Below are 12,846 nucleotides of genomic sequence, written 5' to 3' on the forward strand. Positions count from 1 at the left end.
GAAGTATTTCATCAGTTCCCCGGATACCGGATTACCCGCATTATCACAGCATTAAGAAAAGGTGCAGGGCCATAAGGGAAAGAGTTCCCGGCTCTGCACCTTTTATTATATGTTTTACCGGTATTGCTTTGGAGTCAAACCGGTATATTTTTTAAATACTTTAGAAAAATAACTCTGATCCTCAAATCCTACAGCTATAGCAATATCAATAACGGAATAATCCGTATTCGCCAGAAGCCGTTTGCTTTCTTCAATCCGCACCATATTCAGATATTCTTTAAAAGAAGAACCGCAGGACTGCTTAAAGACCGTAGAGAAGTAGGCAGGATTTAAATGTACATCATTTGCCACTTCTTCTAAAGTAAGATTTTTAGAATAATTTTTGGAAATATAAGCAATTGCTTTCTTCATCAGTTCATTGTTTTTTGAAGGAATATAGTTAAACATGGATTCGGTGAATACTTCCACGCTTTCCTGGAGCTTATAGCACAGTTCATCCAGATTGTTTATGTTCTGAAGGTTCTGTAAAAAGTGGTTATTTATTTTTAAAATACTGTCCGTTGCTGCACCGCCTTCAATAGCAGCCCTGGATAGCAGGGAGCACAGCTCTATTGCCCTGGATTTTAAGATATCCATGCTGTTTCCGCCGGAAAATAGTACATAACCTAACAGGTCGTTGAGGATTCCTTTTGCCTCCGGTACATTTTTTGTCTTCACCTTGGTAATCAGTTCTTTCTCTTTTTCATAAGGATAGCTGACTTTTTCATCATCTCCAAATGATTTGTACATCTGAATCGACTCATTTATTTTTGACTGCTGATGTAATTTCCCCTGGTTAATGATCAATTGCTGCCGGCTGTCTGAAATCAGGCTTGAGAACAGATAGTAGAGCAGCTTACTGATCTGGGTCACATGTGCAGGTGTAATTACCTTAATGGAATTCGATTCCTCATACAGCTCCAAAAGAGATTCGGTAGGGATCTCATAGCGCTTTGCGATATCCAGAATCATAAGGGAATCCGGAACATCCATTAAAAAAGGTCCTACGAGAATAGAACCGAAGAAGGCGTTTTTATTCAGCAGAGGAAATACAATATGGTTCAGATTTGCATGGCAGGAAAATATATAGGTCTCCCCTAGCGTTATGGCTCGCTTACTGGCGTTAATATGCAGCAGTTCGCAGCTATCATCCTTAGGCAGATGTTTTTTAAAAGTGTTGCAGAAACAAGTCTCTGCGCCACAGGATTCCAGGATCTTACCGTTTTCATCGATTACCTGAATAGGAAGATTAACGCATGCCTGGAATGCTCCCAGCATTTCTGTCAAATGTTCTTTTTCAACCACAGTATAGAGATATGGCGTCATGTTATTACCTCCCTGCCATTAAATGGTAAAATTTTTGTGAGAGTGATATCTAAAGTAAAAAATATACAAATTCCAAAGAGACAATTTGTGTATTATAGACAATTCGCAAATAAATCCCTTATTTTTCTTCATTATAGCATACATAATGCAAAAAAAATACATTGAATCTAAAATAATTACAAAAAAAGAAATTGGAAATGAATTATACTGTGGACATACAAGTTACAGAAGCTTTGCGGAGAGCTGATGTAATAAAAAATGTAGTGGCAAATAAAAGGAGGATATTAGTCATGGCAATTATTGAAGAAATTTCAGCTTTTTTACAAAAAGGAAGAGCAAAAAATGTAAAAGCATTGGTACAGCAGGCAATTGATGAAAATTTAGATCCAAAGGCAGTCTTAAATGAAGGTCTGTTATCCGGAATGATGATCATCGGTGAAAAGTTCAAAAATAATGAAGTTTTCGTACCGGAAGTACTGGTAGCAGCCAGAGCAATGAACGCAGGATTGGCAATTCTGGAACCAAAGCTTGTAGAAGTTGGAAATGAACCGGTTGGGAAAGCCGTTGTTGGTACTGTAAAAGGTGATTTACATGATATTGGTAAGAACCTTGTAGTAATGATGTTAAAAGGAGCAGGTCTTGAAATTCATGATATCGGCGTAGATGCAGAGCCGGCAGCATTTATTGATAAGGCAGAAGAAGTTGGAGCAGATTTAATCTGTATGTCAGCACTTCTGACTACAACAATGCCGAATATGCAGACTGTAGTTGATGAGTTAAAAGAAAAAGGACTCCGTGATAAATATATCGTAATGGTTGGTGGGGCGCCAGTAAATGAAAGCTTTGCAGAACAAATTGGAGCAGATTATTATACACCGGATGCAGCAACCTGCGCCGAAGTTGCTAAAAAAGCTGTATTAGCCAATTAAAGTCATAAAAAACAAAAAAATTTACATAGGCTGTCGCATACCTGAGAGGTTATGTGACAGCCTTGATTGTATTTATCAGAGTACATAAGATGTGTGAGATTGGCGATACGTGAGGGACAAGTGTGAAAGAAAATCGCTTTCACACTCTTTATTAGTGCAGTACCGCAGACAGGTCTGCGGTATGCGGGAGGGACAGATATGCAGATAACAAAAAAGGGTGAGATTATCTGTCTGGATGGATTCGATGTCAGGATAGATAAAAAGGTAGTCCTGCAGTTGCTAGACTGTAAGGAAGATAACCCTATATATGAAGAGGTTGAGGAAGAATATGAGGAACTTCAGGAGATCGTTTATGGGAAAATAGATCCTCATGCTTTAATTAAATTCGATGAGGTACCAAAAGAGATAGCAAAGCAGATAAATCTCAGGGAAAAACAGGCGGCATATGTTCTGACGACCGTTGGCAGGGAAGTAAGTGCCTACAGTACCCTGATGTTTCAACAGGGAGACTATCTGAAAGGGATGCTGATTGATGCCATGGCTGACAGTTTTCTGTTTCAGATGGAAGATGCGCTGCAGGATGTTTTGCGGGAAGAATGTGCGAATCGAAAAGCGGGTATAAAGAAGCGTCTGGAAGCGCCTCACGATATCCCTATGGAAATGCAGCAGGTAATGCACCGCCAGATCAGGGCGGAAGAAATGCTGGGGATCGGCATCACATCAGGATATATGTTTGATCCGGTAAAAACCTCCTGTCTGATACTGGTCTTAACCGATGATGAAAAGGAATTCCGGATGCAGCACGATTGTAGAAAATGCAGTGCACTGCATTGTAAATTAAGAAAGGTGGCACCTGTTATGATTGAAGTAATTGAGAATGGAAAAAGCTACCGGATACCATGTGCAGAAAAGCAGAGTATATTAGATGCACTGATAGCCCATGATGTATATTTCAGTGCGGTATGCGGCGGAAAAGGAATCTGTGGTAAATGTAAGATTCAGCTTCTGGAAGGCAGCCTTGATGTAACCCCTTCCGATGAAAAAAAATTCACAAAAGAGGAGCTGGAAAAAGGTTATCGGCTGTCATGCAGGGCATTTCCCAAGGAAGACTGTAAGATTGCGTTAGACAGAAATGATGAGTCAGACTTTGAAATAGTATCGGATTATTCAGGAAAACAATCTGATTCAGGAGCATCAAATGACACTGCTTTTGGCATTGCCATTGACATTGGAACTACTACAATCGCCCTGAATCTGATCGGAAAACAGAGTAAGGAGGTGGTATACTCTTTTTCTACCATTAATAAACAGAGAAGTTTTGGAGCAGATGTAATATCCCGTATCCAGGCATCCAATGACGGGAAGAAAAAAGAACTGCAGGCTTCCATCCGTCAGGATCTGTTAACCGGCATCCGCGAGATTATAAAAGAAACGGGAATTTCCCCAAAGCAGGTGGAGCAGGTAGTAATCGGATGCAATACAACCATGGGGCATCTTCTGATGGGCTATTCCTGTGAAACACTTGGAGTAGTGCCTTTTACACCGGTTAACATTAAGATGATAAAAGAACCTTTTGAAAAAATCATGGGGAGTGGGCTGCTGGATTGTGAATTAGCAGTGCTGCCTGGAATTTCTACTTACGTTGGCGGGGATATTGTATCCGGGATGTACTTTTGTGACTTTTTTAAAAGCGAAGATATCTGCCTTCTGGTTGACCTGGGAACCAACGGAGAGATGGCTCTGGGAAATAAGGATAAGATACTGGTTTCTTCCACAGCGGCAGGACCGGCTTTTGAAGGCGGTAATATTACCTGGGGAATGGGCAGCGTAAAAGGTGCGGTCTGCGGTGTCCGTCTGGATAAAGAAAAAGCTGAGGTGGAGACCATTGGAAACGAACCGCCCATCGGCCTGTGCGGTACCGGGGTAATTGAGATAGCAGCGGAACTTGTACGGGAAGAATTTGTGGATGAGACAGGGCTTTTGGATGAAGATTATTTTGACGACGGATTTCCAATTGCTAAAACACCGGATGGGAAAAACATAGTATTTACCCAAAAAGATGTAAGGGAAATCCAACTTGCCAAGGCAGCTGTCAGAGGAGGAGTAGAAACGCTGCTCCTGCGCTATGGTGTAACTTATGATCAGGTAAAAACGGTTTATCTGGCAGGAGGATTTGGTTTCCATATAGATACGGATAAGGCATTCCAGATCGGTATGCTTCCCAGGGAATTTGCAAATAAGATTCAGACGGTAGGAAACAGCAGTCTGGGCGGTGCCATTCGTTATTTTATATCCGAAGATGGTGACAGGGATATGGAACGTATGGTAGATCTGTCGAAGGAAATTAATCTATCCAGTGACAAAGAATTTAACGATTTTTATATGGAGCATATGTTTTTCGAGTAAAGCATATATTGTTGTTAAGACTTCAATGGATTGTGGATATATATGGAGAAGTGGAAACAATATGTGGAAAGAGGATTGATCCTCGGTGGAATTGTGGTTTTTGTATTATGTATGGTAAATCTGTGGCAGTCCGGTTCAGGTCCGGCAGAGAGTCTGGATGCAATGGATACAAAGATTTATGAAGATTCCGGGGAGACACCGTTAACAGAAATAAAAGAAACTGAAGCAGGACGGGGACCAGATAAAGAGACAGAGGCAGAGGCCGCAGATGATGTGAAGCCGAAGATAGCTCTGACTTTCGATGATGGTCCCCATCCTGTTTTTACGCCAAAGCTGCTGGATGGTCTAAAGGAGCGGGGGGTAAAAGCCAGTTTTTTTGTTATGGGAGAAAATATCAAAGGACACGAAGATATTATTAAAAGGATGGCAGATGAAGGTCATGTGATTGGCAATCATACATATTCTCATGTGAATCTGAACCAGCTGTCAGCGGAAAAAGCCTGTGGCGAACTTGCCAAAACCAGTGATCTGGTGAGAAAACTTACCGGAAAAGGGACAGAGTATGTCCGTCCTCCGTTTGGTGTATGGAATGATCAGTTAGACTGCCGCATTACCATGCTGCCGGTGATGTGGAATATCGATCCACTGGACTGGAAAACCATGAATGCTTCCACAGTTACAAATAGGGTAGTGACGAAAGCCAAAGAAAATGCTATTATTTTATTACACGACTATTATCAGTCTTCCGTTGATGCAGCGTTACAGATTGTAGATCAGCTGCAGGCGAAAGGATACCGGTTTGTAACCGTTGAGGATATATTGTTAGAATAATAGATTTAAGAAACGGACAGGAGAAAAGAATATGGATTTATTTGATTATATGCGAAGCAATACCATGGAAAACGAAGCGCCCCTGGCTTCCAGAATACGTCCCAAAACCTTAGAAGAGGTGGTGGGACAGCAGCACATCATCGGAAAAGACAAGCTGCTGTATCGTGCCATTAAGGCGGATAAGTTAAGCTCAATTATATTCTACGGACCGCCCGGTACCGGGAAGACGACGCTTGCAAAAGTTATCGCGAATACCACCAGCGCAGAATTTACCCAGATCAATGCAACGGTAGCAGGTAAGAAAGACATGGAAGAGGTTGTAAAGGGTGCGCAGGATAAGATTGGGATGTATGGAAAAAAGACGATTCTGTTTGTAGATGAGATCCACCGTTTTAACAAAAGCCAACAGGATTATCTGCTTCCCTTTGTAGAGGACGGAACCCTGATCCTGATAGGGGCAACCACGGAAAACCCTTATTTTGAAGTAAACGGTGCTTTGATTTCCAGATCCATTATTTTTGAGCTTAAGCCTCTTGTAAAGGAAGATATCCGTACGCTAATTGAGCGTGCTGTTTATGATGTGGAACGGGGAATGGGCGCTTATAACGCTGTTGTGGAAGAGGATGCCCTGGAATTTCTGGCAGATATAGCCGGAGGGGATGCCAGATCAGCACTAAATGCAATTGAATTAGGCGTTTTAACGACCCAGAAAAGTGAGGATGGCAAGATCCATATTACCCTGGATGTAGCATCGGAATGTATTCAGAAGAGGGTAGTAAGATACGACAAAACCGGAGATAATCATTACGACACCATTTCGGCATTTATTAAAAGCATGAGGGGATCAGATCCGGATGCGGCGGTATATTATCTGGCGCGGATGCTCTATGCGGGTGAGAGCGTTACTTTTATTGCAAGGCGTATTATGATCTGTGCATCGGAGGACGTAGGGAATGCAGATCCCCAGGCGCTTCAGGTGGCAGTAGCAGCGGCTCAGGCAGTGGAGCGTATCGGTATGCCGGAATCCCAGCTGATCCTGGCGCAGGCGGTGCTCTATGTGGCTGCGGCACCAAAGAGTAATTCGGCTACCAATGCCATATTCCACGCCACAGAGGCAGTAAAGAATAAAAAGGTAACCATACCTCCTTATCTCCAGGATGCCCACTATAAAGGTGCGGCAAAACTGGGTCATGGCATAGGTTATGAATATGCCCACGATTTTCCAAAACACTTTTCCAGACAGCAGTATCTGCCCGATGAGCTGGTGGGACAAGTCTTTTATGAGCCATCAGAAAATGGATATGAGAAAAAAATACAGGAACATATGAAATGGTTGAGGGAATAGAACTGCTGTCCCAAAGTACAGAAGTAGTTAAAGGAACAAATTTTATAAGAAAAGATATTGGGGGACCTAATGGTTCTCCCAATATCTTTTTTTAAAGTCAGAAGCACTTATGGGTTTTGAAAAGTAAAATCCCTGGATGCTGTCCGGATGAATGGAACGTATGGTTTCCAGTTCTTCCGGGTATTCAATGCCCTCAACGCATACCTGGATATCAACACTGTGGCATAGCTGTATCACGGCGCTGATGAAGGAATAGTTAAAAACCTCCCGGTTAATTGCAGATATAAAGATCCGGTCTATTTTTACAATATCAGCCGGTGACTGCGCCAGCATACCAAGAGAAGAATATCCGGTTCCAAAATCATCCATGGCGATCTTAATATGCTCGTTTCGAAGCTGGGCGAACGTATATTTCAGAGCCTCCATATCGGTGACAAAATAACTCTCTGTCAGTTCCAGAACAATATGACGGGGTTCCAGCTGATACTGTGTCAGAAGGTCACGAATGTATGAAAGGAATGATACATCCAGCATCTGCAAATACGAAATATTAATATTCATTACGAAATCAGGAGCATAGGAGATCCATTCTTTGCAGGTTTTGACGGCCTGCTCCAAAACCCACTTGCCGACGGGTACAATAAGCCCGCCGGATTCCAGCACAGGAATGAATTCTATCGGACTTACAGATCCATAAGTCTCGCTGGACCAGCGAAGCAATGCCTCGGCCCCTCCGACTGCAAGTGTATCATTACTGATTAAAGGCTGATATACCATATGGAAATGCTCCATGTGATTCATAATGCTTAACTGCAGCTGGTTCGTAATTTCCAGGGTACGAAGTTTTGCTTTAATTAAATCAGGAGAAAAAAACGTACAGGTATTTTTCCCTTTCTGCTTGGATACTTCAAGAGCGCTTGCAGCAAATTTAATTAAATCAAGATAATTATCCCCGTCCGCGCCGATCATTGCGATGCCCCCTGAGACTGTACAAAAGTAAGAAATTCCATCTGTAATCTGTCTGCGGTTAGCATATGCATGTATTTTTTGATAAAGCTGGTATAAATCCTGCCCGGAAGCATTTTTATATACAATAGCGAATTCATCCCCGTCAAAACGGAACAGATCCGCATCCGGAGGAAGAAATCGCAGGATGGTCTGGGCAAATTGACGCAATACCGTGTTACCAAATATATGGTCATTCAAAGCATTGATTCTGGAGAAGTCATCCAGTCCGAGCAGGAGTATGCCGCCGGGATGGCATTCATTCTGAATCAGCCTGGTAATTAATTTTTCGCATTCCCGCTGGGCAAACAGACCTGTTATATAATCAATTTTCCCTTTACTGCCAAGGTTCGTCACTACTCCGGCAAAAAATAGCGGATTTCCTTTCTGATCCCTTTTTAGCAGACCACGGCAGATAACCCAGACATATTCATTTTTACGGTTACGGATTTGATATTCTACATTATGTTCATCGGTCTCTTTGTTCAGCATCTTTTCGATGGAATCAAAGTAGCGTTGTCTGTCCTTTTCGTGTACCAGTTCACCCCAAAGAGGAACAAGTCCATGCACCTTTCTGCCCGGAAGATCAAAATCATGCAGCATATTTTTAGAGATAAGGGAGATATCCCGAGTCATATCTACTATATAAATATAGTCATCTGTACTGTTTTCTATGGCTTCATAGAATAGATATGGGTCAATCGTAAAATCATGAAATATTTGTTCATTATCAGTCATCGGTACACCTCTTTTCGTCAGAAGATAAGAAAGGAAATATTTGTTGAGAAATATCGTTTTTAGTAATGTATAAACCTATTATACATTACATGGAAGGTTTTTAAAATGAAAAAATTCTTTTTTTGCATCCCGGATACTTTTGTGATAAAGTAGCTTTGAGTAAAGAATACCAGGGAAGATAATAATGAATGAAAATTAAATGGAAAATAATCGATAATAATAATGGAAAAGGAGTGAATATGGTGAGTAATAAAAATAGTTATGCGATAAAAGGAAATATCATATATAGTACCACACCGGATCAGCTGGTCCTTATAGAAAATGGTTACGCTGTCTGCGAAAATGGTATTTGTGGAGGAGCTTTTGCAAAACTGCCGGAGAAATATAATGGTATTCAGGTAAAGGATTATGGTGACAGGCTGGTTATACCCGGTCTTGTGGATCTGCATATGCATGCGCCCCAATATGGGCTGCGTGGTTTTGGAATGGATCTGGAACTCCTTGACTGGCTGAATACTTATACATTTCCGGAAGAGGCAAAATATGCCAAAGAGGAATATGCTAAAAAGGCATATGGTATGTTTACGGAAGAGTTGAAGAAGAGCCCTACTACCAGAGCCTGCATATTTGCAACGATTCACAGGGATGCCACAAAGATACTGATGGATCTGCTGGAGAAAACGAAGCTGCGCACGATGGTAGGAAAAGTTAATATGGATCGGAATGCTCCGGAATATTTATGTGAATCAACAGAAGAATCCGCAGCGCAGACGCTGCAGTGGCTTAAGGAAATGCAGGGGCAGTATAAATATGTAGAACCGATATTAACACCCAGATTTATACCAAGCTGTTCAGACAGTCTGATGAAGACGCTGGGCGAAATTCAGAAATCACAGCATTTGCCTGTTCAGTCCCATTTATCGGAAAACGAAGGGGAGATTGCATGGGTAAAGGAATTGTGTCCGGCTGCAGGATTTTACGGAGAGGCATATGAACATGCAGGCCTGTTCGGGAATGGATGTAAGACAGTCATGGCGCACTGCGTATCTTCTGTAGAAGAGGAGATAGCATTGATCAAAAGAAACGGAGTATATGTGGCACACTGCCCACAGTCCAATATGAATCTTTCTTCCGGTATAGCCCCCATTAGAAAATATCTGGATGAAGGCCTGCATGTGGGGCTGGGATCCGACCTGGCAGGTGGAAGTTCAATGTCCATGTTCCGTGCTATGTCAGATGCAATACAGGTATCAAAGCTCTATTGGCGTATGTGGGATCAGTCAGCATCACCGCTTAATGTAAAAGAAGCCTTTTATCTGGCGACAAAGGGAGGCGGAGAATTCTTTGGAAAAATAGGCAGTTTTGAATCCGGCTATGAGTTTGATGTTCTGGTTATAGAGGATGAATCCATCTGGCATCCCCAGGAACTGGGGCTTTTGGAAAGACTGGAACGTGTCATCTATCTGGGAGATGCAGACAACATCGTTGAAAAAATTGTGGCAGGAGAGATCATTTGAAAATCCGCAGCCGGGAAAGAAAAGCAGCAGCTTTTTGCCGGGGATGGAGCTACATTCTTCATTTAAATAATTTCAGATAAAATACTTCGCTAAAATTAAACCGCATGTCACAGCTTTCGGTGTACCCATATCTGCCGCCTGTCTCCAGATACATCTGGGATAAAAGGGAATCGGGAACAACGTAGCCCAGTATAAAAGTATGGTCTTCCCCCGCCTGTATGGGATAATAGCCTTTTTCAGGCAGAATCCGGGATTCTATACTTCTTAGGGGCTGCGTACCATCCGAGGCCCGGTTAAAGCGTATCTGGCGGTTTGCAGGTATAAATTCAACAATTTTTCCTGGATCATTGTTATGGACTTTTAAGGTTACCCAGACATAGGAATGGGTATCGTCAGCAGAAGCTATCCCATCCGCAGCATCATTTGGCGGTTTTATGTCCATGGCAGGATGAGAACCGGGTATTTTTGCTATCTCTACCTGTTCTACAGTGTACGTAACGCTTCTTTTCTGGTTCTCGGTCACGGTTACAGGCGTATTCAGATTGATGCCGTCCGCAGCCTGGATATCTGCTTCGGTTTCTTTTTTGGTTTGTTCTGTCTTTGCATCGGAATGTATAAATATCGGATTTGTTTCCACTTCAGGAGGAAGTGTAAAGGTCTCCTGTGTAATATTGCCGGAAGACGCCGTTGAAGGCTCGGTTGAAGTTTGGGTTACAGGAGCACATCCTGCCAGCAGGAAACAGATTCCTGCATATGTATAAAGAAAGACTTTCTTCTTTGTCATAGCGGTTCCTTTCATAAGATGTATTTTATGGATGACGGATTGTTAATAAATATATTCTAGCGTAGTTCTCAATTGAATGCAATGGGGCTTTCCTGATGGATAAAAACCAGTATTTTTGCATATTTTACTTTACGGCTGTGTTTTCCTGTGATATTATAAAAAAGTGGTTTACATAATATTACAAATATTTTTAAGAGAGGTGATGCGATTGCTCTACATTTTAGCTATTTGCAGTGCAGTTTTGCTGCTATGTGTTTTCCTGGGAAAGATATCCGGTCGTCTGGGAGTCCCAAGTCTGTTGCTTTTTATGATTCTGGGAATGTGTTTTGGATCGGATGGATTTATCAAAATCCCATTTGATAATTTCGGTATGGCGGAGTCCATATGCTCTACCGCATTGATTTTTATCATGTTTTCCGGGGGGTTCGAGACAAACTGGGCAGCGGCAAAGGCTACCAGTATACAGGGAATTCTGCTCTCTGTCTTTGGTGTTTTGATTACTGCCGGTATAACAGGACTGTTTTGCCATTTCGTACTTGGCATGACATTGCTGGAAGGTATGCTGATAGGTTCTGTAGTCGGTTCTACGGATGCGGCATCAGTCTTTTCCATTTTGCGTTCTAAAAAGTTAAATCTGAAAAATGGCCTTGCTTCCGTACTGGAATTGGAAAGTGGAAGTAATGACCCGGTTGCCTATACCATGACTCTTATTCTTTTATCCTTTATGTCCGGAGGTTCTTCCGTTCCGGTGATTTCCATTTTTTTTAAGCAATTGATGTTTGGTCTTCTTGCCGGCGTAATGATTTCGCTGCTGGCGGTACTGATTCTGCAGAGAGTCCGGTTTGAATCTACCGGAATGCGTACGATTTTTGTTGTAGCCGCAGCTTTGACTGCTTATACACTTCCGTCCTTTATTGGTGGAAATGGATATCTGAGCGTGTACGTGGCAGGAATTATTATGGGTAACAGTAAGATGGTGCAAAAGGTGGAACTGATCCAGTTCTTTGACAGCTTATCAGGACTGATGCAGATTCTTCTGTTCTTTCTTCTTGGTCTTCTGGCATTTCCTTCCCAGATTCCGGGAATCCTTTTGACCGCATTATTAATAGCGGGCTTTATGAGTTTTATAGCACGTCCGGCAGCAGTGTACTGTATCATGAAACCATTTGGACGATCGTTCCGGGAAATTGTATTTACGTCATGGGCAGGGCTTCGGGGAGCGGCATCGATTGTTTTTGCAATCATGACAGTAACGAATCAGGCAGACCCGCAGAATGATATTTTTCATATTATCTTCTGTATTGCCCTTCTTTCAGTAACATTCCAGGGAAGTTTTCTCCCGCTGCTGGCTAAAAAACTAAATCTGGTATACGATGATGAAAATGTTATGAAGACCTTCAATGATTATCAGGATGATACGGATATGGTGCTGATTGAAACCTGTATCGATGAACACAGCCCATGGAAAGACAAAATGATCAATGAAGTATGCCTGCCTTCAGATTCTCTGATTGTAATGATTAAAAGAGAAGGCAATACCATTATTCCAAAAGGCAATACGATTATATCCGAAGGCGATATTCTGATCTCCAACAGAATTGCATCCAGAAGCAGTTCGGATATTCCACTGGTTGAAGTGCCGATTTCCAGTGAACATGAATGGACAGATAAACCGCTGAATCAGATTACCCTTCCCAAAGATTCTCTGATTGTGATGATCAAGAGGAATTCAGAAATTTTAATACCCAGTGGAAATACAAAGATACAGACTGGAGATATATTAGTTATGAACATGTAAGAGCCAAAAGTGGGAATAATTTTGCGACATTTGCCGAAAAATGAAATTTGGGAGTAAAAAGCCTTGTATTTATCCGTAAAAAGTCTTATGATATAACATAAAATCAGATGAAGGAGAAGATAAAATGG

At 41.9% G+C, this 12,846-nt stretch carries 9 protein-coding genes; 6 read left to right on the forward strand and 3 right to left on the reverse strand.

Annotated features, from left to right (window positions below; genetic code table 11):
- Positions 1–114: 114 nt before the first annotated feature.
- On the reverse strand, positions 115–1,365 hold the full coding sequence (locus RHS_RS21280; RefSeq protein WP_044297814.1) for a PocR ligand-binding domain-containing protein: 1,251 nt from the start codon (positions 1,363–1,365) through the stop codon (positions 115–117).
- Positions 1,366–1,655: 290 nt separating this feature from the next.
- Here RHS_RS21280 and RHS_RS21285 point away from each other — a divergent pair, with 290 nt between their 5' ends.
- From RHS_RS21285 to RHS_RS21300, 4 genes are all read left to right on the forward strand, one after another.
- A complete protein-coding gene (locus tag RHS_RS21285; RefSeq protein WP_044297813.1) occupies positions 1,656–2,294 on the forward strand; it encodes a corrinoid protein in 639 nt (212 codons plus the stop codon).
- A 198-nt stretch (positions 2,295–2,492) separates the two neighbouring features.
- Entirely contained in the window at positions 2,493–4,700 is a 2,208-nt protein-coding gene (locus RHS_RS21290; protein ID WP_395023241.1) for an ASKHA domain-containing protein, read from the forward strand.
- 42 nt (positions 4,701–4,742) lie between these two features.
- A complete protein-coding gene (locus tag RHS_RS21295; RefSeq protein WP_027293378.1) occupies positions 4,743–5,531 on the forward strand; it encodes a polysaccharide deacetylase family protein in 789 nt (262 codons plus the stop codon).
- Positions 5,532–5,562: 31 nt separating this feature from the next.
- Positions 5,563–6,876 carry a replication-associated recombination protein A gene (locus tag RHS_RS21300; protein ID WP_027293379.1) on the forward strand — a complete coding sequence of 438 codons (1,314 nt, stop codon included), beginning with the start codon at positions 5,563–5,565 and terminating at the stop codon, positions 6,874–6,876.
- A 66-nt stretch (positions 6,877–6,942) separates the two neighbouring features.
- On the opposite strand, the gene RHS_RS21305 is transcribed toward RHS_RS21300, so the two are convergent.
- The gene (locus RHS_RS21305) at positions 6,943–8,619 is read right to left on the reverse strand and encodes a GGDEF and EAL domain-containing protein (protein ID WP_044297812.1); all 1,677 of its coding nucleotides are present in this window, start codon (positions 8,617–8,619) and stop codon (positions 6,943–6,945) included.
- A gap of 239 nt (positions 8,620–8,858) precedes the next feature.
- On the opposite strand from RHS_RS21305, the gene RHS_RS21310 reads away from it, so the two are divergent.
- Positions 8,859–10,136: an amidohydrolase family protein gene (locus RHS_RS21310; protein WP_047834311.1), complete on the forward strand. Its 1,278-nt coding sequence runs from the start codon at positions 8,859–8,861 to the stop codon at positions 10,134–10,136.
- 58 nt (positions 10,137–10,194) lie between these two features.
- Here the strand turns inward: RHS_RS21310 and RHS_RS21315 are convergent, their stop codons facing one another.
- On the reverse strand, positions 10,195–10,920 hold the full coding sequence (locus tag RHS_RS21315) for a hypothetical protein (protein ID WP_047834307.1): 726 nt from the start codon (positions 10,918–10,920) through the stop codon (positions 10,195–10,197).
- A 202-nt stretch (positions 10,921–11,122) separates the two neighbouring features.
- Between RHS_RS21315 and RHS_RS21320 the strand changes: the two genes are divergently transcribed.
- Positions 11,123–12,718 (forward strand): potassium/proton antiporter, encoded by a 1,596-nt coding sequence (locus RHS_RS21320; protein ID WP_047834308.1) that lies wholly within the window; start codon positions 11,123–11,125, stop codon positions 12,716–12,718.
- Positions 12,719–12,846 lie beyond the last annotated feature (128 nt).

This window comes from Robinsoniella sp. RHS (genome assembly GCF_001029355.1).
Classification (GTDB): domain Bacteria; phylum Bacillota; class Clostridia; order Lachnospirales; family Lachnospiraceae; genus Robinsoniella; species Robinsoniella peoriensis.

Bases quoted from the DNA above. Each gene is read 5' to 3' on its own strand.
- RHS_RS21280 (WP_044297814.1), bottom strand. From the start codon at position 1,365: ATGACGCCATATCTCTATACTGTGGTTGAAAAAGAACATTTGACAGAA.
- RHS_RS21285 (WP_044297813.1), top strand. From the start codon at position 1,656: ATGGCAATTATTGAAGAAATTTCAGCTTTTTTACAAAAAGGAAGAGCA.
- RHS_RS21290 (WP_395023241.1), top strand. From the start codon at position 2,493: ATGCAGATAACAAAAAAGGGTGAGATTATCTGTCTGGATGGATTCGAT.
- RHS_RS21295 (WP_027293378.1), top strand. From the start codon at position 4,743: ATGGAGAAGTGGAAACAATATGTGGAAAGAGGATTGATCCTCGGTGGA.
- RHS_RS21300 (WP_027293379.1), top strand. From the start codon at position 5,563: ATGGATTTATTTGATTATATGCGAAGCAATACCATGGAAAACGAAGCG.
- RHS_RS21305 (WP_044297812.1), bottom strand. From the start codon at position 8,619: ATGACTGATAATGAACAAATATTTCATGATTTTACGATTGACCCATAT.
- RHS_RS21310 (WP_047834311.1), top strand. From the start codon at position 8,859: ATGGTGAGTAATAAAAATAGTTATGCGATAAAAGGAAATATCATATAT.
- RHS_RS21315 (WP_047834307.1), bottom strand. From the start codon at position 10,920: ATGACAAAGAAGAAAGTCTTTCTTTATACATATGCAGGAATCTGTTTC.
- RHS_RS21320 (WP_047834308.1), top strand. From the start codon at position 11,123: ATGCGATTGCTCTACATTTTAGCTATTTGCAGTGCAGTTTTGCTGCTA.